Source organism: Microbacterium sp. LjRoot205 (assembly GCF_056175745.1).
The window spans coordinates 1,136,733-1,158,136 of sequence record NZ_JBGFFH010000001.1; the positions used below are offsets into that span (position 1 = coordinate 1,136,733).

23 protein-coding genes are annotated in these 21,404 nt (G+C 69.2%); 20 read left to right on the forward strand and 3 right to left on the reverse strand.

Going from position 1 to position 21,404, the window contains the following annotated elements; all coding sequences use genetic code 11:
* The first annotated feature begins 1 nt into the window (after position 1).
* The 7 genes from truA to glmM all read left to right on the forward strand — a co-directional run bounded on the left by truA (position 2) and on the right by glmM (position 6,466).
* Positions 2 to 850, forward strand: coding sequence for a tRNA pseudouridine(38-40) synthase TruA (truA, locus tag AC04ME_RS05515; protein WP_042539147.1), 849 nt, complete (start codon positions 2 to 4; stop codon positions 848 to 850).
* Positions 847 to 2,142, forward strand: coding sequence for a hypothetical protein (locus AC04ME_RS05520; protein ID WP_475433927.1), 1,296 nt, complete (start codon positions 847 to 849; stop codon positions 2,140 to 2,142). The genes truA and AC04ME_RS05520 overlap by 4 nt, the downstream gene beginning before the upstream one ends.
* A 173-nt stretch (positions 2,143 to 2,315) precedes the next feature.
* Positions 2,316 to 3,209 carry a hypothetical protein gene (locus AC04ME_RS05525; protein WP_475433929.1) on the forward strand — a complete coding sequence of 298 codons (894 nt, stop codon included), beginning with the start codon at positions 2,316 to 2,318 and terminating at the stop codon, positions 3,207 to 3,209.
* A 77-nt stretch (positions 3,210 to 3,286) separates the two neighbouring features.
* Positions 3,287 to 3,955 (forward strand): endonuclease/exonuclease/phosphatase family protein, encoded by a 669-nt coding sequence (locus AC04ME_RS05530; protein ID WP_042539154.1) that lies wholly within the window; start codon positions 3,287 to 3,289, stop codon positions 3,953 to 3,955.
* 178 nt (positions 3,956 to 4,133) lie between these two features.
* The gene (gene rplM, locus AC04ME_RS05535) at positions 4,134 to 4,580 is read left to right on the forward strand and encodes a 50S ribosomal protein L13 (protein ID WP_042539156.1); all 447 of its coding nucleotides are present in this window, start codon (positions 4,134 to 4,136) and stop codon (positions 4,578 to 4,580) included.
* Between the two features lie 27 nt (positions 4,581 to 4,607).
* Positions 4,608 to 5,093 carry a 30S ribosomal protein S9 gene (rpsI, locus tag AC04ME_RS05540; RefSeq protein WP_042539158.1) on the forward strand — a complete coding sequence of 162 codons (486 nt, stop codon included), beginning with the start codon at positions 4,608 to 4,610 and terminating at the stop codon, positions 5,091 to 5,093.
* A 14-nt stretch (positions 5,094 to 5,107) separates the two neighbouring features.
* Entirely contained in the window at positions 5,108 to 6,466 is a 1,359-nt protein-coding gene (glmM, locus tag AC04ME_RS05545) for a phosphoglucosamine mutase (protein WP_056375796.1), read from the forward strand.
* Positions 6,467 to 6,500: 34 nt separating this feature from the next.
* Here the strand turns inward: glmM and AC04ME_RS05550 are convergent, their stop codons facing one another.
* Positions 6,501 to 7,271: a Ppx/GppA phosphatase family protein gene (locus AC04ME_RS05550; protein ID WP_475433933.1), complete on the reverse strand. Its 771-nt coding sequence runs from the start codon at positions 7,269 to 7,271 to the stop codon at positions 6,501 to 6,503.
* A gap of 36 nt (positions 7,272 to 7,307) precedes the next feature.
* On the opposite strand from AC04ME_RS05550, the gene coaA reads away from it, so the two are divergent.
* The 11 genes from coaA to AC04ME_RS05605 all read left to right on the forward strand — a co-directional run bounded on the left by coaA (position 7,308) and on the right by AC04ME_RS05605 (position 17,179).
* Positions 7,308 to 8,252, forward strand: a complete 945-nt coding sequence (gene coaA / locus AC04ME_RS05555; protein WP_042539164.1) for a type I pantothenate kinase — start codon at positions 7,308 to 7,310, stop codon at positions 8,250 to 8,252.
* Positions 8,253 to 8,309: 57 nt separating this feature from the next.
* Complete coding sequence (gene glmS, locus AC04ME_RS05560) at positions 8,310 to 10,157, forward strand: glutamine--fructose-6-phosphate transaminase (isomerizing) (RefSeq protein WP_042539166.1); 1,848 nt, start codon at positions 8,310 to 8,312, stop codon at positions 10,155 to 10,157.
* Between the two features lie 67 nt (positions 10,158 to 10,224).
* Positions 10,225 to 10,584: a holo-ACP synthase gene (locus AC04ME_RS05565; protein ID WP_042539168.1), complete on the forward strand. Its 360-nt coding sequence runs from the start codon at positions 10,225 to 10,227 to the stop codon at positions 10,582 to 10,584.
* Positions 10,581 to 11,687, forward strand: coding sequence for an alanine racemase (alr, locus tag AC04ME_RS05570; RefSeq protein ID WP_042539170.1), 1,107 nt, complete (start codon positions 10,581 to 10,583; stop codon positions 11,685 to 11,687). Before AC04ME_RS05565 ends, alr begins: the two co-directional genes overlap by 4 nt.
* Positions 11,684 to 12,181 carry a tRNA (adenosine(37)-N6)-threonylcarbamoyltransferase complex ATPase subunit type 1 TsaE gene (gene tsaE / locus AC04ME_RS05575; RefSeq protein WP_042539172.1) on the forward strand — a complete coding sequence of 166 codons (498 nt, stop codon included), beginning with the start codon at positions 11,684 to 11,686 and terminating at the stop codon, positions 12,179 to 12,181. Before alr ends, tsaE begins: the two co-directional genes overlap by 4 nt.
* Positions 12,182 to 12,201: 20 nt before the next feature.
* Positions 12,202 to 12,825, forward strand: coding sequence for a tRNA (adenosine(37)-N6)-threonylcarbamoyltransferase complex dimerization subunit type 1 TsaB (gene tsaB, locus AC04ME_RS05580; protein WP_042539174.1), 624 nt, complete (start codon positions 12,202 to 12,204; stop codon positions 12,823 to 12,825).
* A complete protein-coding gene (rimI, locus tag AC04ME_RS05585) occupies positions 12,822 to 13,328 on the forward strand; it encodes a ribosomal protein S18-alanine N-acetyltransferase (protein ID WP_042539176.1) in 507 nt (168 codons plus the stop codon). The genes tsaB and rimI overlap by 4 nt, the downstream gene beginning before the upstream one ends.
* The gene (gene tsaD, locus AC04ME_RS05590) at positions 13,325 to 14,395 is read left to right on the forward strand and encodes a tRNA (adenosine(37)-N6)-threonylcarbamoyltransferase complex transferase subunit TsaD (RefSeq protein ID WP_309686483.1); all 1,071 of its coding nucleotides are present in this window, start codon (positions 13,325 to 13,327) and stop codon (positions 14,393 to 14,395) included. The genes rimI and tsaD overlap by 4 nt, the downstream gene beginning before the upstream one ends.
* Complete coding sequence (locus AC04ME_RS05595) at positions 14,395 to 14,901, forward strand: hypothetical protein (RefSeq protein WP_052492897.1); 507 nt, start codon at positions 14,395 to 14,397, stop codon at positions 14,899 to 14,901. The genes tsaD and AC04ME_RS05595 overlap by 1 nt, the downstream gene beginning before the upstream one ends.
* Before the next feature lie 3 nt (positions 14,902 to 14,904).
* Positions 14,905 to 15,987 carry a hypothetical protein gene (locus AC04ME_RS05600; protein WP_475433938.1) on the forward strand — a complete coding sequence of 361 codons (1,083 nt, stop codon included), beginning with the start codon at positions 14,905 to 14,907 and terminating at the stop codon, positions 15,985 to 15,987.
* Positions 15,971 to 17,179 (forward strand): hypothetical protein, encoded by a 1,209-nt coding sequence (locus AC04ME_RS05605; protein WP_042539181.1) that lies wholly within the window; start codon positions 15,971 to 15,973, stop codon positions 17,177 to 17,179. The genes AC04ME_RS05600 and AC04ME_RS05605 overlap by 17 nt, the downstream gene beginning before the upstream one ends.
* Positions 17,180 to 17,196: 17 nt before the next feature.
* Here the strand turns inward: AC04ME_RS05605 and AC04ME_RS05610 are convergent, their stop codons facing one another.
* Positions 17,197 to 18,405 carry a class I SAM-dependent methyltransferase gene (locus AC04ME_RS05610; RefSeq protein WP_475433941.1) on the reverse strand — a complete coding sequence of 403 codons (1,209 nt, stop codon included), beginning with the start codon at positions 18,403 to 18,405 and terminating at the stop codon, positions 17,197 to 17,199.
* 143 nt (positions 18,406 to 18,548) lie between these two features.
* On the opposite strand from AC04ME_RS05610, the gene groES reads away from it, so the two are divergent.
* Positions 18,549 to 18,845, forward strand: coding sequence for a co-chaperone GroES (groES, locus tag AC04ME_RS05615; RefSeq protein ID WP_039394204.1), 297 nt, complete (start codon positions 18,549 to 18,551; stop codon positions 18,843 to 18,845).
* Positions 18,846 to 18,929: 84 nt separating this feature from the next.
* On the opposite strand, the gene AC04ME_RS05620 is transcribed toward groES, so the two are convergent.
* Entirely contained in the window at positions 18,930 to 19,805 is an 876-nt protein-coding gene (locus AC04ME_RS05620) for a helix-turn-helix transcriptional regulator (protein WP_475433943.1), read from the reverse strand.
* Between the two features lie 102 nt (positions 19,806 to 19,907).
* Here AC04ME_RS05620 and AC04ME_RS05625 point away from each other — a divergent pair, with 102 nt between their 5' ends.
* Complete coding sequence (locus AC04ME_RS05625) at positions 19,908 to 21,323, forward strand: MFS transporter (protein WP_475433945.1); 1,416 nt, start codon at positions 19,908 to 19,910, stop codon at positions 21,321 to 21,323.
* Positions 21,324 to 21,404: the final 81 nt, after the last annotated feature.

Below are 21,404 nucleotides of genomic sequence, written 5' to 3' on the forward strand. Positions count from 1 at the left end.
CGTGCGCATCCGGCTCGACATCGCCTACGACGGCACCCACTTCCGCGGGTGGGCGAAGCAGCCGACCCTGCGCACCGTGCAGGGGACTCTCGAAGCCGCGCTCGCTCGCATCGTCGGCTCCGACGTGCAGTTCGTCGTCGCAGGGCGGACGGATGCCGGAGTGCACGCCGTGGGGCAGGTGGCGCACGTCGACCTCGACGAGGCGCAGTGGTCGCGCATCGAGTCGCGTCAGGGCCGCGCCCCGCAAGACCCCGCGGCGTCGATCGCGAGGCGCATGCGCGGTGTGCTCGGCGCCTACCCCGATGCGACCGTCACCCGTTCCTCCGTCGCTCCCGACGGATTCGACGCCCGCTTCTCGGCGGTCTGGCGTCGCTACCGATATCGGCTCGCCGACTCGACCGCCGGCTATGACCCCCTTCGACGCCACGACACGACCGCGCACCGGGGTGTTCTGGACGATCAGGCGATGGATACCGCGGCGCGGACGCTCATCGGGCTCCACGACTTCGCGGCATACTGCAAGCCCCGCGAGGAGGCCACGACCATCCGGACCCTCCTCGACTACCGATGGTCGCGGGACTCCGAGGGCGTGCTCGTCGCCGAGGTGAAGGCCGACGCGTTCTGCCACAGCATGGTGCGGGCGCTGGTGGGCGCATGCGTCGCCGTGGGTGAGGGGCGTCTCGACGTCGACGATCTGGTCGTGCTGCGCGACGCGCTCACCCGCACGAGCGAGTTCAAGGTGCTGGCCGCCAGGGGGCTGACGCTCACCGAGGTCGGATACCCGGCTGACGAGCTCCTGTCGACCAGGGCGGAGCAGACGCGCGCTCGCCGCGACGGCACGAGCGCATGACCCGGCCCACGGCCGTGTTCGTCGAGGTCTCGTCGCCAGGATGGGCGTTCTGGCGGGCGGCGCTCGACACCTGTGTCGGCCTGAGCATCGGCACGCTCTACACGTTCCTCGGCATCGTCGTGGTCGGCATCGTGGGGGAGGAGGCACTGTCCTCCCTGTACTGGCAGATCGACCTCGATCCGCTGTTCCGCGCGAGCATGGGGGTGATCCTGCTCATCGCCGCGGTGCTCGCGATCGTCGTGCCCTTCGTGCTGGTCGCCGAGCGGTTCGCCGCCCTCCGTGCGGTCGAGGCGAGCGCACGGGAGAACCCGGATGCCGTGCCGCAGCGATCACTGAGGACGGAGCTCGCGAAGACCCCCGCCGCATACCTCCAGACCACGGGAACCGTGCTGTTCTGGTGCCTGGTCGGGCTCGGAGCCCTCTTCGCGCTCGCCGTCGTCTTCACAGAGGACCTGCGCGAAGACGGCGTGGTCTGGGCGGTGCTGCTCGTCTTCGCGGTGCTGGCGCTCGCCGCAGCGATGCTGCGGAGGCTGGGGCGACGACTCGTCGGACGCGACGATGCGCGGATGCGCGACCACTGGTCGCGGTGGAAGCAGCTCGTCCCTCGAGCGGAGGCGTCCGACTCGGATCGTCGCGAGGCGGCGATCCGAGCGGTCGTTCCGCAGTGGCTCTCGACTCCGAGCAGGCGGACTCTCGGTCGCGTGGCCCGGGCGCTGCTCACCGCCACACTCGTCTCCCTGGGCGCTTTCATGATCTCGGTCTTCATGCGTCAGCAGTGTCGCAACTGCGATCCGGTCTACTGGAACGAGCCGATCGAGAACGGCATCGACGTGCTGAGCCTGAGCAGCGGAGCGGCGCTCGCCGTGTGCGCAGCCCTCGGCATCCTCGCCTGGGTCGGAGGAGTGGTCCTGCAGTTCGCCCGCGAGCGTGCTCTGGCGAGCTGGGTCTCGGATGGAGCATCACGCAGTGTCGACGTGAGCCTGGTCGAGCCGCTGCTCTCCGGCAACCGATCGATGGTGCGCCTTCAGCTGGGTCTGACGGCCGTCGGCGCGGGTGCCGTCGTCGTGGGCATGGGGGCGCTCTGGGCGGAGTGGGCCGCCATGGACACGCGCGCCGTGCTTCTCACCGCCGTGGTGCTGATCGCGCTCGGGCTCGCGGTCGGGTGGGCGGATGCACGACGCAGCCGCAGAGAGCGACAGCTCGCGCGTGACACCCTGTTCCCGGGCGACGTCGGACGCGTGGACGAAGACAAGCCCGCCGCGAACACGCGGGAGCGCCGACGCCGCAGGTGACCCGTTCGTGGCCGCCCTTCCCGGAGGCGGCCACGATGCGGCAGCACCGCCGCGGACGGCGGGCCCCCAGGCCGGGCGCGGCGGTGACGACTCGTGCAGGCCGGAGGGGTGTGACACTGCTGAACCGTATGCTGATCGTACGAAGGGCAATCTTCACACTGCGGCGGGGGACTGTGACGGATCGGCTGGAGGATCAGGGCGGCGCATTCGCCGCTGCGCTCCGTGCGGCGATCTCCGACCGGGGAATCACCCTCGCGCGGCTGCGGAGCCAGCTGATCGACGACGGCAACCCGGTATCCATGGCGACCCTGAGCTACTGGCGCTCCGGTGATCGGCAGCCCGAAGGCCCGCAATCGCTGAGCGTCGTCGACGGCATAGAGGATCGCCTCGGTCTGCATCGAGGACACCTCGGGAGCCTGCTGATCCCGACCACTCGTCTGGGGCCGATCGCATCTCCGCGTCTGCCGTTCGACGAGGAGCGCGAGCAGCGCGAGACCGAGGAGACGTTGCGAGAGCTGCGTGCCGCTCCGCAGGACGCCCTGCGCGACCTCTCGACCCACATGACGGTGTTCGTCGGTGCCGACGGCGCGGTCGAGAAGACGATCATGCGCTCGCTCGTGCAGGCGACGAGAGGCACGATCACCGAGGTGCCCCTCATCGACGTGGCGCCGATCGAGACCGATGTCATGTCGGCGATCTCCGACGTCGTCGGTGGGAGGATCGATCGGGAATACCTGCATCGGGGCCGGCTCGTGTCTGGCGTGGTCATCGCGCTCGACGAGCCGATCACCACCGGCGGAACGACGCTGTTCGAGTTCACCGAGACCTTCCCGCCCGGATATCCGCCGCGGCAGTCGGCCTGGCATGCGACGTCGAGATCGGCTCGCGAGAGCCTCATCTGGGTGCGCTTCCATCCCGACGCCCTCCCCAGCTGGTGCGAGGAGTACATCGAGACCGAGGGGGAGTACATCTCGGTGATGCGCTCGACGAACGGGGGCTCGGTCCATCTCGCTCGGCACGGGTTCGGCCCAGGGATCCTGGGACTCCGATGGGGATACGACGAGTGATGCCGAACGGGTGAACTCCACCGATCGAACGGCGATTTCCACCGGAATCCAAGACTGAGCCACTAGCGTGAGGTGCGATGAAGGTCATCTCATACAACCTGCAGAAGCACCGCGCCGCAGGAGAACTGGCGGCGCTGGTCTCGGCGCACGATCCTGACATCCTGTGCCTCCAGGAGTGCGATGTCGCGGATCTGCCCGAGGCGATCGGCGACCTCACCATCGCCGACGCGACGCAGGGGAATCGCCTGGGACTCGCGATGTTCTATCGGGCCAGCGAGTTCCATCTCCAGGAGGTCAAGACGATCGAGCTGAAGAAGTCGCTGCACGACCGGATCGCGAAGCCCGCGCATGAGCGGGTTCTGGGTGCGCGCCTGAGAGACATCGACGCGGGGCGCGAGTTCATCGCCGCGTCGTTCCACGCGGCGCCGCTGACAGCGCTGAACTCCCTGCGTCGGCACCAGATCCGGGCGGCCCTCACCGAGCTTGCGACTCTCGGCGAAGAGCTGCCGCAGCTGATGGTCGGGGACTACAACTATCCGGTGTTCAAGGAGAACCTCGGTCAGACGATCCGCGAGCACGGGTACGCGCTGACGCTGAGCGACGACCACACCTACACCCGGTACCGCGTGTTCCGCGGACACTACGACTTCGCGACGTCCGTCGGCTTCGAGATCCAGCGGGTCACCACGCTTCCGCAGGGGATGAGCGACCATCGTCCGATCCTGGTGACGACCCGGTTCGACTGATCGCAGACCGGCTCGGTTTGGGAGAACGCCCGGAATGACGTAAGCTGTCACTTTGGTACTCGACTGCCGAGCACTAACGAACGTGAGCCCTCCACTGGCGTGTTCATCCCTGTAGGGAAGAACCACCCCGGAGTGGGATTCACGAACTTCTCCGTTCGAACAAGAAAGCAGCACTATCGTGACGCGCACTTACTCCCCGAAGGCCGGCGAGGTCCAGCGTGACTGGGTCGTCATCGACGCCACTGACGTCGTTCTCGGCCGCCTGGCCTCGCACGCCGCTACGCTCCTGCGTGGCAAGCACAAGCCCACCTTCGCCAACCACATCGACTCGGGTGACTTCGTCATCATCGTGAACGCCGACAAGGTCGCGCTCACCGGTCAGAAGCTCCAGAAGAAGCTGGCCTACCGCCACTCGGGTTACCCGGGCGGACTGAAGTCGGTCACCTACGCCGAGCTCCTCGAGAAGAACCCGATCCGCGCTGTCGAGAAGGCCATCCGTGGCATGCTCCCCAAGAACAGCCTGGGCCGTCAGCAGCTGTCGAAGCTCAAGGTGTACGTCGGTGCCGAGCACCCGCACGCCGCGCAGCAGCCGCAGACGTACACCCTCGACCAGGTCGCCCAGTAAGCGCCGTAAAGACTTAAGGACATACTCGTGGCTGACATCCAGGACACCACCGAAAACCCCCAGAACTTCTCGACCTCGACTCCCGAGACCGACGCAGTCGAGGCGGCTCCCCGCCCCGTGCTCAGCGTCCCGGGTGCCGCTGTCGGCCGTCGCAAGCAGGCCATCGCCCGCGTGCGTCTCGTCCCCGGCTCGGGAACGATCACGGTCAACGGCCGCACGCTCGAGGACTACTTCCCGAACAAGCTGCACCAGCAGCTGATCAACGACCCGTTCACGATCCTCAACCTCGCCGGCGGCTACGACGTCATCGCGCGCATCTCCGGTGGTGGCCCCTCGGGTCAGGCCGGCGCGCTGCGTCTCGGCATCGCCCGTTCGCTCAACGGCATCGACGAGGAGAACAACCGTCCGACGCTGAAGAAGGCCGGCTTCCTGTCGCGCGACGCTCGCGTCAAGGAGCGCAAGAAGGCTGGACTCAAGAAGGCCCGTAAGGCGCCTCAGTACTCGAAGCGTTAAGGTCAACCGCTCCGATGCCGATCTTTGGCACGGACGGTGTGCGAGGACTCGCCAATGGCATCCTCACCGCCGACCTCGCGCTCACCCTGGCCCAGGCGACTGCTGTCGTCCTGGGCCAGGGCCGTACTGCGGAGGCCCGCAAAGCCGAAGGCAAGCGACTCACCGCAGTGGTGGCCCGTGACCCTCGTGTCTCCGGTCACTTCCTCACGGCGGCGGTCGCCGCAGGGCTCGCCTCCTCCGGCGTCGACGTGCTCGAGGCCGGTGTCATTCCGACTCCTGCGCTCGCGTTCCTCGTCGCCGACCGTGACGCCGATTTCGGTGTGATGATCTCCGCCTCGCACAACGCGGCACCCGACAACGGGATCAAGATCTTCGCCCGCGGCGGTGTGAAGCTGCCCGACGTCGTCGAGCAGCGCATCGAAGAGGCGATGGCGGGCGAGAAGCTGCGCCCCACCGGTGCGGGCGTGGGCAGGATCGATCGATTCTCCGACGCCGAAGACCGCTACGTCGTGCACCTGCTCGGCTCGCTGCCGAACCGGCTGAACGGCATCAAGGTCGTGCTCGACTGCGCCCACGGCGCCGCATCAGGGGTGTCTCCCGAGACCTTCCGCGATGCGGGTGCCGATGTCACCGTGATCGGTGCTGACCCCGACGGCTTGAACATCAACGACGGCGTCGGGTCGACCCACCTCGACCAGCTCGCCGAGGCCGTCGTGCGGCTCGGGGCCGACATCGGGATCGCCCACGACGGCGATGCCGATCGGTGCCTGGCTGTCGATGCGCAGGGCAACGTCATCGACGGCGACCAGATCATGGCCATCCTCGCGGTGTCGATGAAGCAGCGCGGTCACCTGACCGATGACACGCTCGTCGCCACGGTGATGAGCAACCTCGGCCTGCACGTCGCCATGCGCGAGCACGGCATCACCGTGCGCCAGACCGCGGTCGGCGACCGCTATGTCCTCGAGGACATGGACCGTGGCGGCTACGCCCTCGGAGGCGAGCAGTCGGGCCACGTCATCATGAGCGAGTTCGCCACGACGGGCGACGGCCTGCTCACCGGGCTGCACCTGGTTGCCGAGATGGCACGTCAGAACAAGACGATCGCCGAACTCGCGAGCGTGATGACCGTGTACCCGCAGGTGCTCATCAACGTGCGCGATGTCGACAAGGACGCGCTCGAGTCCGACGCCGTCGTGCAGGCGGCCGTGCGCGAGGTCGCAGCCGAACTCGGCGAGACCGGTCGCGTGCTGCTCCGCAAGTCCGGAACCGAGGCCCTCGTCAGGGTCATGGTCGAGGCGGCGGATGCCGAATCCGCTCAGGCGTACGCCGACCGGCTGGTCGCCGTCGTGCGGGAGCGACTCTCCCTCTGAACCGTCGAGCGCGCCGCGCGGCATCGACCACAGGTCAGCCGCGTGCGGACGCGGGCAGACGGGCCAGCCGCGGGATCCATGATCCCAGCGACGCCCGCGGGAGCACCATGCGCTGGATTCCCGACCACCCCGGCACCGGGTAGCCCGCGAGTCTGGCGAGCGATCGGATCGCCTTCGACGAGCCGACGACGTGATCGGGGCGAGGCAGCGCGGCGAACTGGGGGAGCACTTCGGCGAGCGTCGCGGTCGCGTGCTCCCGAAGACGCTCGACGTCGTCTTCACCCGGCGGATCATGCGGGAGGAACTGCACTGTCATCCGGCCGGCTCCGAGGGGGACGGATGCCGCGGCATCCGGCAGCTCATCCCCGCCCGCCGCGACCTCGAGCGATCCGCCGCCGATGTCGAGGAGCAGCAGCTGTCCGGCCGACCAGCCGAACCAGCGCCGCACGGCGAGGAAGGTGAGCTGGGCCTCGGTCTCTCCGTCGAGCACCTGCAACGGCTGGCCGAGGGCAGCCTCGATGCGGGCGATCACGTCGGCCCCGTTCCGGGCGTCGCGCACCGCGCTCGTCGCGGTGGCGAGCAGCTCGTCGACCCGCTCGGCCTCCGCGACCTCTCGCGCCCGAACCACAGCCGCCTCGAGTGCTCGTACGCCCTCCTCGGAGATCGCACCGTCGTCTGTGAGGTACCGCATCAGCCGCAGGACGGTGCGATCGCTGGTCGTCGCCAGAGGCCGACCCCCGGGGCGAACATCGGCGGCGAGCATGTGGACGGTGTTGGAACCGATGTCGAGGACTCCGAGGCGCACGGATAGAGACTACTCGTGCGCCGTTACGATGTATCCGTGACCACCGCCGACCCCACGCTGCCTCTGTCTCCGTATCGCGAGATCGGACGCGACGAATGGGCGCGATTGGCGGCGGGTCTCGATCAGCCGCTCACCGAGACCGAGGTCGTCGAGCTCCGCGGCATCGGAGACCGCCTGGACCTCGCCGAGGTGCGCGAGGTCTATCTACCCCTGAGTCGGCTGCTCAGCCTCTACGCGACGGCCACGAAGCGCCTGGGAGCCGCGACGAGCTCGTTCCTGCAGGAGGACGATTCGACGACCCCGTTCGTGGTGGGAGTCGCGGGCTCCGTCGCGGTCGGCAAGTCGACCATCGCTCGTCTGCTGCGTGAGCTGATGAGTCGGTGGCCGGGCACCCCGCGCGTCGAGCTCGTCACGACGGACGGGTTCCTGCACTCGAACGCCGAGCTCGAGCGCCGAGGTCTGATGGACCGCAAGGGGTTCCCCGAGTCCTACGACCGGCGAGCGCTGCTCGAATTCCTCACCGAGGTGAAGAGCGGGGCCGCAGAGGTGCGGGCGCCGTTCTACTCGCACATGCGCTACGACATCGTCCCCGATGCGCACGTGGTGGTCCGGCGTCCTGACGTCGTGATCGTCGAAGGGTTGAACGTCCTGCAGCCGCCGCCCGCACCGAACGATGTGGCCGTCAGCGATCTCTTCGACTTCTCGATCTTCGTCGACGCCGACACCTCGCACATCGAGAAGTGGTACGTCGATCGCTTCCTCGCCCTGCGCCAGGGAGCCTTCTCGAATCCTTCGTCGTACTTCAACGTCTTCGCGCACCTCACCGACGAGGAGGCGATCACGACCGCACTCGGCTACTGGAACGAGATCAACATGCCGAACCTGGTCGAGAACGTGATGCCGACCAAGCACCGAGCGCGTCTCGTGCTCAACAAGGGCGTCGATCACAGCGTCGAGAGCGTGCTTCTCCGCAAGCTCTGAGCAGGCTCGAGGTTTCGTTCGGAACCTTCGCAAAAGTCCCGCCTTACTCTTGACCACATGTGTGGAATCGTCGGATACGTGGGCCCGCGCCCCAGCCAGGACATCCTGCTCGCAGGGCTCGCCCGTCTCGAGTACCGGGGCTATGACTCCGCAGGCGTCGCGGTCATCGACGGCGAGGGCTCGCTCGGCATGCGCAAGAAGGCGGGAAAGCTCGCGATGCTGCGCGACTCGCTGAAGGATGCCGCCCTCGCAGACGGCAACACGGGCATCGGGCACACCCGCTGGGCCACCCACGGCGGCCCCACCGACGAGAACGCGCACCCGCACCTCGCCGATGACGACAAGCTCGCCGTGATCCACAACGGCATCATCGAGAACTTCGCCTCGCTGCGTGACGAGCTGCTCGCCGACGGCGTGGCGTTCCGCAGCGAGACCGACACCGAGGTCGCAGCAGCGCTGCTCGGTCGTGAGTACCGCACCAACGGCGGCGACCTGCAGGGTGCGTTCCGCGCCGTGGTCAACCGCCTCGAGGGTGCGTTCACCCTGCTCGCGATGCACCAGGACCACCCCGGACTCGTCGTCGGCGCGCGACGCAACTCGCCGCTCGTGATCGGCCTCGGCGAGGGCGAGAACTTCCTCGGCTCCGACGTCGCCGCATTCATCGAGCACACGCGCAAGGCGCTCGCCATCGGGCAGGATCAGATCGTCTCGATCACGCCGGATGCCGTCACGGTCACCGACTTCGCCGGCACGCCGGTCCAGGCCGAGCCGTTCGACGTCTCCTGGGACGCCGCCGCCGCGGAGAAGGGCGGATGGTCCAGCTTCATGGCCAAGGAGGTCGCCGAGCAGCCCGAGGCGGTCGCCAACACGATCCGCGGTCGCATCCGGGGAGATCAGGTCGTCATCCCCGAGCTCGACGGCCTCGACGAGCTGTTCATCGGCATCAACCGCATCATCATCACCGCGTGCGGCACGGCCGCGTACTCGGCGCTCGTCGGCAAGTACGCGATCGAGCAGTGGGCGCGGATCCCCGTCGATGTCGAGCTGGCGCACGAGTTCCGCTACCGCGACCCGGTGATCGGCGATGACACGCTCGTCATCTCGATCAGCCAGTCCGGCGAGACCATGGACACGCTGATGGCCGTCAAGTACGCGCGAGAGCGAGGAGCGCGCACCCTGTCGATCTGCAACACCCAGGGAGCGACCATCCCGCGAGAGTCCGATGCCGTGGTCTACACGCATGCGGGTCCAGAGGTCGCGGTCGCGTCGACCAAGGCGTTCTCGGCGCAGATCACCGCTCTGCTGCTGCTCGGTCTGCACATGGGGCGCGTGCGCGGATCGGTGCAGGACGCATCCGTCGACGTCGCGGAGCTCACAGCCCTCCCCGAGAAGATCGCCAAGGTCCTCGAGAGCGAGCAGGAGCACGTCACGCAGCTCGCCGGCTGGATGGCCGACACCCGCTCCGTCCTGTTCCTCGGTCGCCACGTCGGCTTCCCGATCGCGCTCGAGGGTGCGCTCAAGCTCAAGGAGATCTCGTACATCCATGCCGAGGGCTTCGCCGCCGGAGAGCTCAAGCACGGTCCGATCGCCCTGATCGAACCAGGGCAGCCGGTCTTCGTCCTGGTGCCGTCTCCGCGCCACTCGGCCGTGGTCCACTCCAAGGTCGTCTCGAACATCCAGGAGATCCGTGCTCGCGGAGCGCGCGTGATCGTGGTCGCCGAAGAAGGCGATGCGGCGGTCCTGCCGTTCGCCGACGAGGTCATCCGGATTCCGCTCGCCGGAGCGATGTTCGAGCCGCTGCTCGCTGTCGTCCCGCTGCAGATCTTCGCCATGGCCCTCGCCACGGCCAAGGGCCTCGACGTCGACCAGCCGCGCAACCTCGCCAAGTCCGTCACCGTCGAGTAGACCCCGTCTCGGGGGTCGGGGCGGGGCAGGAGCCGAACGAAGCGGATGCCGCGACTAGGCTGAACGGGTGATCATCGGGACCGGCATCGACCTCGTGGACATCCCGCGGTTCGAGCGCACGATGGAGCGCACGCCGCGGCTGCTGGAGCGGCTGTTCGCGCCGGGGGAGCGGGCGCTGCGCCTTCCGTCCCTGGCAGCGAGGTATGCCGCCAAGGAGGCCCTGATCAAGACCCTGGGCGGCTCTGACGGGGTGCACTGGATCGAGATCGAGATTGCCTCCGAGGCATCGGGCCGCCCGCACTTCGTGCTGTCGGGCTCGACCGCCGACGTCGTCGCCGAGCGTGGGATCACCCGACTCCATCTGACCCTCACCCATGACGCAGGACTCGCCGCCGCGTTCGTCGTCGCCGAAGGAGAGCCCCTGTGACCGTTCCGTTCCGCGAGGCACGCATCGAGCTCGATGCCATCAGCGACAACGTCCGCCACTTCCGCCGTCTCACCGGCGTGCAGGTCATCGCGGTCGTCAAGGCGAACGCCTACGGTCACGGCGCCGCGGCCGTAGCCGTCGCGGCCCTCGCCGGCGGCGCGACCCGTCTCGGTGTCGCCGAGATCCCCGAGGCTCTCGAGCTCCGCCGCCAGGGCATCACGGCCCCGATCGTCGCGTGGCTGCACGCTCCGGGCGAGCGGTTCGATCAGGCGGCAGCTCATGACGTCGAGGTGGGCATCTCGTCGTTCGACCAGCTCGAGGCTGCCGGTGCCGTCGCGTCGGTCGATCGTCCGGTCGGCGTGCACCTGAAGTTCGAGACGGGGCTCTCGCGCAACGGCATCGCACCGGCCGACTGGCGGCGCGTGCTCGCCGAGGCCGCGCGTCTCGAGCGCATCGGACGGCTGCGCATCATCGGGCTCTTCAGTCACCTCTCGAACACCTCGCCTCAGGACGACCGCGAGGCCCTGGCGAAGTTCGAGGAGGCGGTCGCCGCGGCGGCCTCGTTCGGCATCCACCCCGAGATCCGGCACATCGCGGCGACCGCGGCCGCGATCGACCTGCCGGAGATGCGACTGGATGCGGTGCGCATCGGCATCGGCATCTACGGCCTCTCGCCCTTCGAGGACCGCTCGTCGGCCGAGCTGGGGCTTCGTCCTGCGATGACCCTGCGAGGCGCGATCGCCGCTGTGCGCCGCGTGCCCGCCGGCGCAGGGGTGTCGTACGGATACGACCACCGCGCCCCGCACGACACGACGTTGGTGCTCGTGCCGCTCGGCTACGCCGACGGGGTGCCTCGCCACGCCTCCGGACGTCTGCCGGTGTCGATCGGCGGTCGTCGGTTCACCAACGTCGGCCGGGTCGCCATGGACCAGTTCGTCGTCGACGTCGGCGATTCCCCGGTGTCGATCGGAGACGAGGTCGTGCTGTTCGGCGACCCGACCCTCGGGGTTCCCTCCGCAGCCGAGTGGGCCAACGCCGCGTCGACCATCGACTACGAGATCGTCACGCGCATCGGCCCGCGCGTGCCCCGGCGGTCGGCATGAGCGTCGACCCGGCCCTCCTCGGGCACATCGAGATCGAGACATCCGATGCCATGGAGCAGCTCGGCTTCCGCATCGGCGAGCAGCTCGAAGCCGGAGATCTGCTGATCCTCACCGGTCCCCTCGGGGCCGGGAAGACGACGTTCACTCGAGGGCTTGCGGAAGGACTCGGAGTGCGAGGGCCGGTGCAGAGCCCCACGTTCGTGATCGCACGCACGCATCCCTCGCTCGTCGGACGGGCCCCCCTGGTGCATGTGGATGCCTACCGCCTCGGCTCAGGCGCCGAGCTCGACGACCTCGACCTCGACCTCGCACGATCGGTGGTCGTGGTCGAGTGGGGACGCGGTATGGCTGAGGACCTGGCCGAGACCTGGTGGGACATCGAGTTCGAGCGCCCGGTCGGCGGCGACGACGATCTCGACCCCTCCGAGCTCGACGCGGATGCCCCGCGGCACGTGACGATCACGCGCGCAGGGCGCTCAGCGATCACCGGCTGAACGGCGACTACCCTGGAGAGGTGATCCTCGCCGTCGACACCTCCCTGGGCACCGCCGTCGCCCTCATCGACGACGACGGCACCCGTCTGTCCGACGCCTCGGCCGCCGACCCTCTCGGTCACGCGGAGGTCATCGGCGAGCTGCTCGTGCGAGCTCTCGGCGAGACCGGGAGCGGATCGATCGACCACGTGGTGGCGGGCATGGGCCCTGGCCCCTTCACCGGACTCCGCATCGGCATCGCGACCGCGCGCACGTTCGCGATGGGCCGCGGCATCCCGGTCGTTCCCGTGCCGAGCCACTTCGCCGCGGCGCTCACCGCGATCGATCGAGACGCCGTGACCGGCCCGTTCGCCATCGTCACGGACGCCCGCCGGCGAGAGGTGGCCGTCACCGTGTTCGAGGGGACGGATGCCGACGGCATCCCGAACATGGTCGCCGACACGGTGCTGGTCGCGCGGGTCGATGCGGACGAGCATCTCGGTGGCATCCGTCGCATCGATGTCGAGACGCTGTCGGCTGTCGACCTCGCCCGCGTGGGCGCCCGCGCGGTGGCGGCGGGGCGCACGCTCGCGGGGGCCGAGCCGCTGTATCTGCGACAGCCCGATGTCACCGTGCCCGGAGCGCCGAAGAAGGTGGGGCGATGACTCTGCGTGCAGCGACGCCCGACGACCTCGACGCCATCATGGCGATAGAGCATCGCTCGTTCCCGACCGACGCGTGGAGCTCCCAGGCCATGGCGCTGGAGCTCGCCAGCCCGCACGGCCTCTATCTGGTCGACGAGCACGACGGCGTCATCATCGGCTACGGCGGAGTCCGCGCGCTGCACGGGTCGAGTGATGCCGACATCCAGACCATCGCCTTCGACGCCGAGCACCGTGGCGCCGGTCGCGGGCGCGCGCTGCTGCGCTCGCTTCTCGACGCCGCAGCCGAACGCGGAGCCCGAGAGGTCTTTCTCGAGGTGCGCGCCGACAATCCGGGCGCCGAGGGCCTCTACCTCTCCGAGGGGTTCGAGGAGATCGGCCGCCGCCCTCGCTATTACCAGCCCGATGACGTCGACGCGATCGTGATGCGCCTCGTGCTGCAGCATCCGCGTTCGGCGCATCGTGACGAGCCTGCCGAGGATGCCGCGAAGGAGGCCACCGCATGACCGAGCCGCTGGTGCTGGGTATCGAGACGAGCTGCGACGAGACGGGCATCGGCATCGTCCGCGGACGCACGCTGCTGTCGAACACGATCGCGTCGAGCATGGACGAGCACGCCCGCTACGGCGGCGTCGTGCCCGAGGTCGCCGCCCGAGCCCACCTCGAAGCCCTGCAGCCGTCGATCGACGCCGCGTTGGCGGAGGCCGGGGTGCGACTCGACGACCTCGATGCGGTCGCCGTGACCAGCGGGCCGGGCCTCGCAGGGGCGCTCATGGTCGGCGTCGGCGCCGCGAAGGGCCTCGCCGTCTCGCTCGACAAGCCGCTGTATGCGGTCAATCACCTGGTGGGCCACATCGCCGCCGACATCCTCACGCCCGACTCCGAGCCTCTCGAGTACCCGACGATCGCGCTGCTCGTGTCGGGTGGGCACACGTCGCTGCTGCACGTGCGCGACCTCACGACCGACGTCGAGATGCTGGGCGAGACCATGGACGACGCTGCGGGGGAGGCGTTCGACAAGGTCGCCCGACTTCTGTCGCTGCCGTACCCCGGTGGCCCCGAGATCGACCGAGCGGCACTCGACGGAGACCCCGAAGCGATCCGGTTCCCGCGGGGTCTGTCTCGCGCATCCGACCTGGCGAAGCACCGCTACGACTTCTCGTTCTCCGGGCTCAAGACGGCCGTCGCACGCTGGGTCGAACGCTGCGAGGCCGACGGTGTGCCTGTGCCGGTCGCCGACGTCGCCGCGAGCTTCCGCGAGGCGGTCGTCGACGTGCTCGTGACGAAGGCGCTCGCCGCGTGCGCAGACCTCGGCGTGCCGCGCCTGCTTCTGGGCGGCGGGGTCATCGCCAACCGACGACTCCGCGAGGTCGCGCTCGCGAGGGCCGAGAAGGCGGGCGTGACCGTGCGCATCCCGCCGCTGTCGCTCTGCACCGACAACGGGGCGATGATCGCGGCTCTCGCTGCGGAGCTGATCTCGTCGGGCCGACGCCCGTCGACGCTCGCGTTCGGAGCCGACTCCACTCTTCCGGTCACCGAGATCCAGGTCGACGAGCGCGTCGCGGTGATGTGATGAGCGACGCGCCACGCACGCCCGATCCCGTGGGCGCAGAACCAGGGTCCGATGCCGTGCTGCCTCCGACCAGGATCGAGCGCCCCAGCGGCGAGGTCGAGCATCCGTCCGGTTCGGCGCGGATACCGGGGTCCCGCCGCGAGGGATACACGAAGCTGCCGACAGGACCGGTCGGAGTCGAACCGGTGGTCGTCAGCGGGCCCGTGGCAGACGACATCGGGCGCGGCACCGACTGGGCGCCGTCGACCGACGCGTCCGTCGTCGACGACACCCGCCTCGCGCCCTGGGCTCTGATGGCCGCCATCGTGGCCCTGGTCTCGTCCTTCTTCGTCGGCTGGGGCATACCGATAGCCATCGTCGCCGTGATCGCGTCGATCATGTCGCTGCGCCGACCGGTCGAGAGCCGCGCCATCGCACGCTGGGCGCTCGTGCTCGGTCTGTGCGCGACCGTCTACAGCCTCGGCTGGCTCGTCTGGGCCGGGATGCAGTTCGAGAGACTCGGATAGCGGATGCTCGACGCGGATGAATCCGTCGAGCTGAGGGCTCTCCAGGCGCGGGCCTACGGTCGAGCCGGTGCGCTGAATGAGGTCGAGGCCGCGCGGCTGCGCGAACTCGAGGCCGGCAAGCTCCGCCGGACGGAGCCGCCCGCACCGAGAGAACCGGAGCCGGCTGCGCCTGCACCCCCACACATCGAGCCCGCACACATCGAGCCCGCCGCGTCGACCGTCGTCGAGGGAGCCGGGGCCGCGGTGTCTGAGGACCGCACCACCGGGGCGCCCCACGGCGACTCCGCCCTCGCCGCGCTGCGACGGCACTGGCGTCTTGCCGTCGCGATCACCGCAGCCTTCATCGTGGTGGGCCTCGTGCTCGGCTGGCTGATCTTCGCCGATCGTGGTCCTGCCCCGATGCAGCTCAGTGCGCAGCAGGGGGAGTGGCAGAGCGCGATCGTCGCGTCGGGCGACTTCGACCCGGGTTCCGTGCGAGCCGTCGCCCAGGAGGAGGGCGTCGTGATCTGGTTCGCGACGAAGAACGAGAGCGCGGACGTGTGCCTCGTGCTCGGCCACGAGGACGCGACGGCTCCCGCGTGCACGACGCGGGAGCAGGCGACGATCCAGGGTGTGGACGCGACGCTCGCGAAGCCCGTGAGCGAGGCCCAGACCTACGACATCCAGGCGCAGATGTACCTCACGCAGGATGGCGAGCCCGCGGTCATCACCCGCAGCTACATCACGTCGTCGCAGTCGACGTCGATGTTCGCCAGCGAGGCGGAGGCGGAAGCCGCGACGACGCTCGCCGCGCAGACCGGATTGGATCGCCGCACGATCCTCGTCGTCGGCTATGACGACGAGGTGCCGATCTGGACCGGGATCGACACCTCCACCCAGCGATACTGTCTCGTCTATGACGGGTCCATGCCTGACCCTCCGATGGTGTGCGACGACAGCCTGATGCTCGCGGATGCGGACCGGACGCTCGTGCTCGACGTCGCAGACGACGGCGAGACGACCCGCTATGAGTACCAGTTCGGCTACGGTCAGCAGTACCTCACCGTGACGAGGGGCTGGGAGAGCGACGATGCTGCAGGAGAGTGAGTCTGCCGAGCTGCGCGCCCTGCAGGGCAAGGCCTATGGTCGCGACGGCGGCCTGACCGAGGTCGAAGCGGCCAGGCTGCGCGAACTCGAGTCCATGCGCGTCGAACCGGACGCGACGGTCCTCGCCGCAGCTGCGGCCGGCCCGGGCGCCGACGCGGTCGACGCCCCGCGTCGAGCAGAGGATGCTCCGCTCCCGCATGCCGAGCCGCCCGTCTCCGGCCCACCGAGCGGGAGCCCCGCCGATGAGGAAGCCGGCCGGCAGCAGCCTCGCGAGGCCGGCGGACTTCGCACAGCGATCCGACAGCACTGGAAGGCCGCTGTCGCCGCATCCGCCGCGATGCTCGTGATCGGTCTCGGCGTCGGATGGGCGGTCTTCGGGCACACCGGTGACGCCGTGGCGCTGACCTCCGAGCAGCAGCAGCGTCGCGCCGAGCTGCAGGCGGAGGGCGGGTTCGATCCCGGCAGCCTGCGCGCGATCGGACGGGACGAGGACGCCCTCGTCTGGTACGCCACCAAGGAAGACGGCGAGACGATCTGCATCACGCTCGACGCGGCAGGCAAGTCGGCGGATCAGTGTCAGCCGGCTGCGGATCTCGACAACGGGAACGGCATCGGCATCAGTGCGAGTGTCACCGCACCCGGCGAGGGCGAGGAGAGTCCGGAGGAGATCTGGGCATCCGCCGCGCGGGCGATGAACGGCGAGGTCGTCGGGATCATCCAGCGCTGGCGCTCGGACCAGAACTCCTGGCTGTCGCAGTTCCAAGGGGACGAGCGGGAACGGGCCGAGCAGCTGATCGAGGAGGGCTTCGAGGAGTACTCGTTCTCGGTCGTCGGCTACTTCCGCGATGCCCCTGTCTGGCGTGCACAGCGCCTCGAGAGCGACGACATCCAGGACTGTCTGATAATCGACGCCGTCGAGAGCGTCGAATGCCGCGTGTCGGGCGACCAGCAGTTCTCCGGCGACGGCATCGAGACCCGAGGGGTCACCGTCGACGAGACGGGGACCGTCGCCGCGGAGTGGAGCGTGCGCCTCGCCTACACGCCGAGCGGTACGCCATACCTCGTCGTCTCCGGCGACAACGCAGCAGTAGCCGCCGAGCAGACGGTGGAGCCGGGGGAGACGCTCGAGCTCGGCGGCGAGAAGCAGGATCCGATCCAGGTCGAGATCCCGTCCGACGACTCCGAGGGCTAGGGCGGCCTCGCCTGGCGCTATTCGGCGGCAGGCACCCGATCGGCGAGGATCGCGCGGCGCTGATCGCCGATGCGGGTGAGGATCAGCGTCGCCGCCTGATCGCCCCGCAGCGTCAGCTTCTTGCGGAAGGCGGCGGGGTCGATGTCCATACCGCGCTTCTTGATCTCGAGAGACCCGACATCGTTCGCCTTGAGGACGGCGCTGATCGCCTTGGGATTGGCAGGCATCGTCTCACGCACCCGGAACGACTGCACGAACGGACTCGTGAGCGCCGTGTCGGAGGTGAGGTACGCGATGCGCTCATCGAGCATCCCCGCGTCGAGACTGCGCGCGACGTCGCCGATCAGGCGCGCACGGATCACCGCGCCGTCCGGCTCGTGGAGGAAGGCGCCGAGCTCACGCACGGGCTCATCCTCCGCATCTGCTCCTGCGGTGAGCTCGTGCGAGCGCTCGCCGCGGATCACGAGAGCGGACCGGCGGATGCCGTCGCGAGCGAGCGCTCTCGTCCACAGCACCAGCTCGACGACGCTGCCCTCTGCGCTCACCCACTGCGCCTCGGCGTCGACGGGGAGCGAGTCCCGGTCGTGGCCGGGCCCGAGCTTGATGCCGGTCGAGGTGCGGGAGGCCACGTCGAATGCCCAGTCGAGCGGGGGAGAGTAGTCATCGGACGACACCCGCCGCGTCTCGCTGTGACCCCCGGTGCGGCGGGCCGGGTCCATCCAGATCGCCTGAGTCTCGTCGCCGTCGGCGGGCACGTGGGCCTCGGCGGTGCCGTGCGTCACGACCGCGCTGTCTCCGAAGGGCGCCAGGTTGTAGGCGGCGATCGCTGCGGTCACCTCGTCGGCATCCACGGCGATCACGTCGAGTCCGGCGCCCGCGAACGCGAGGGCGTCTCCGCCGATGCCGCAGCCCAGATCGGCGACACGGGTGATGCCGAGCCGCCGCAGCCGCTGCGCGTGCCGTGCGGCGACGTTCAGCCGGGTGGCCTGCTCGAGCCCGGCGCGGGTGAACAGCATCCGCGCCGCGAAGTCGCCGAACTTGCCCCTCGCCTTGGCGCGGAGACGTGCCTGCCCCACCACGGCGGAGACCAGCTCGGGGGAGTGCCCTGCGGCGCGCAGCCGAGACACGATCCGAGCGACGTCGGCGATCTCATCGACGGGGCCGAGCTCGTCCAGCGCCTTCAGGCCTTCGGGGGTGAGCAGGGCGCGCAGCTCGGAGATCTCCACGCCTCCAGCTTAGGCGGCGGCCAGTTCGTCCGATTGGCACTCGCATTGCGTGAGTGCCAGCGGAGCGCCTAGACTGAATTAGCACTCTCGGGTTGAGAGTGCGAAAAGTCTTCCTGTCAGCGTCAAGAAAGAAGAGGTAGACCGTGTCGGTTTCCATCAAGCCGCTCGAGGATCGCATCGTCATCAAGCAGGTCGAGGCAGAGCAGACCACCGCGAGTGGCCTGGTCATCCCCGACACCGCCAAGGAGAAGCCCCAGGAGGGCGAGGTCGTGGCCGTGGGCCCCGGCCGCATCGATGACAACGGCAACCGCGTTCCGCTCGACGTCGCCGTGGGCGACCGTGTTCTCTACAGCAAGTACGGCGGCACCGAGGTGAAGTTCGGCGCAGACGAGTACCTCGTCCTGTCGGCTCGCGACGTGCTCGCAGTCGTCGTCCGCTGAGACAACGTCTTCGGAAGGCCCGGATGCATCACGCATCCGGGCCTTCCTGCGTGTCCGGACCGTGTCAGACGACCGCGGCCGGATTCAGCGCGACTGGAGCAGATCGACGGCCGCCGCGGCAGCGCTGCCCGGAGCCGCACTGTATGCGAGGATCCGCTGGCCATCTCCCTCGGGTAAGTGAAGGACCTCGTAGCCGAGCGTGAGTTCGCCGACGACAGGATGGCGGAAGCGCTTGCTGCCGCTCGTGCAGAGCTTGACCATGTGTCCGGCCCAGAGCTTCGCGAAGTCGGGACTGCTCAGGCTGAGCTCGCCGATGAGTTCGGCGAGCTGTCGGTCGTCGACGAATCGTGCGGCGACGTAGCGCAGCGATGCCACGGCCACCGCGGCCTCTTCGTTCCAGTCGGCGTACAGGTCTCGTGTGTGCGGATCGAGGAACAGCATCCGGAGGTGATTGGGGCGCCCGGCCGGCCGAGACGGCGCATCGACCTCGATGTGGCCCGCCATCAGAAGGTGGCCGGCGCTGTTCCAGTCGAGGATGTCGTTGAAACGGCCCAGCAGCACAGCAGGAACTCCCATGGCGTGCAGCAGTTGCGAGGCGCCTCGATGCGGCTGCTCGGTCTTTCGGGGACGGCGGGGAGCGGCTGATCGCGGGCGTGCGAGCGCTCGGAGATGCGTATGCTCGTCGGCATCGAGCTGGAGCGCGCGGGCGAGACTGTCGATGACCGCGTCGGATGCGTTCTGCGACTGGCCCTGCTCCAAGCGGGTCAGGTAGGTGACCGAGACCCCGGCGAGTCGTGCGAGCTCTTCGCGACGGAGGCCCGGAACCCTGCGCCGGCCGAAGCTGGCAACCCCGACGTCGTCGGGGGTGACGCGATCCCGTCGGGAGCGCAGGAACTCGCCGAGCTCGGTCACCGGCCGTTCTGAGGCGGTCGGCCTGGTGAACGCGGGGTGCGGATCCATGGAGCCATTCTCCACGACCGCCGCACGCGCCGCCTGTCCCTGGCGGTGCTAGTCACGAGAGGGGACTGGTTGCCCCGCGCCGCGGGGCGGAGTCTGAGCAGCGTGACTCATACCGACTCGACTCTCCCCGCCACGGCGCCGCCGGCGACCGATCGCTTCACCCCGTCGCAGGCGCTCGCCATGGGCGTCCTTCTGACGGCGAACTTCACTCTCGCCGTCGACTTCTCGATCCTCAACGTCGCGCTGCCTCCGATCGGGCGGGAACTGGGGTTCGACACCGCGTCGCTCCAGTGGATCGTCACCGCGTTCGCGGTGTGCGCCGCGTCGTTCACCCTGTTCTTCGGGCGGGTGGCCGATCTGCTCGGGCGCAAACGACTGTTCATCGCCGGGCTCGCGCTGCTCGGTGCGGCGTCGGTCGTCGGCGGACTCGCGATCACACCGGGTGTTCTCCTGGCCGCCCGCGTCGGCCAGGGCGTCGCGACGGCGATGGTCACTCCTGCGGCTCTCGCGCTGATGACCACGATGTTCCCCGAGGGGCGGGCGCGTTCGCGGGCGCTCGGGCTCAACGGTGCGCTCATGGCGGCGGGCTTCACGGCGGGAGCGGTGCTCGGCGGGCTGCTCACCGGAGGCGTCTCGTGGCGCTGGGCGTTCTTCATCAACGTCGCGGTGGCCGCTGCAGCCCTGCTCGTAGGGGCGTTCGTCCTTCACGAGCCGCGTCGCGTCGCACGGGCTCGGCTCGATGTCGTCGGCGCGATCACCGTGACAGCCGCTCTGGTGGCACTCGTCTTCGGCATCGACTCCGCGGGGCGCGTCGGCTGGGGCGAACCGGGCACGTGGATGCCGCTCGGGGTCTCCGCGGTGTTCTTCGTGTTGTTCGCGCTCGCCGAGAAGAGAGCGATCGAACCGCTCGTCGCACCTTCGCTGCTGAGGAGAACCGAGATCGCCTGGGGCAACCTCGCCGGTCTCCTCGCCTTCGCCACTGAGACGTCACTCGTCTTCCTGCTGACCATCTATCTGCAGGAGATCCTCGGGTACACCCCGATCGCTGCCGGACTGATGCTCGGAGTGCTCGGTGTCGGCACCGTGCTCGGTGGCCTTCTCGCGCCCCGCGTCATCGGAAGGGTCGGATCGTCGCGCGCGATCGTCGTCGGGCTGATCGTGCAGGCCGGCGCCACGTTGCCGCTCACCTTCGCATCGGACGGGCATGCCTGGGCGATTCCGCTCCTCGTTCTGACGTTCCTCGGTGGCGTGGCGAATCTCGTCGCCATCGTCGGCTATGTCGTGACCGCGACGGGGTCGGTTCCCTCTGAACAGCAGGGCCTGGCGACCGGTCTCGTCACGATGAGCCAGCAGGTGGGCATCGCGCTGGGCACGCCGGTGATGGCGGCTGTGGTCGCGGCGTTCGCCGGCGCGGGTCTTCTCGCCGGGCTGCAGATGGCGATCGGACTCAATGCGGCGATGGCGCTCTCGACCGCCCTCCTCGTCGCGGTCGTGCTCAGGGGTCGGCGAGGCCGCTGAACGGCGGGGGAGGCGCCACCGTTGCATCGATTCCTGCCAATGTCCGGTCGGCGACGGCTTCGGGTGCGATGCCGCTCACCG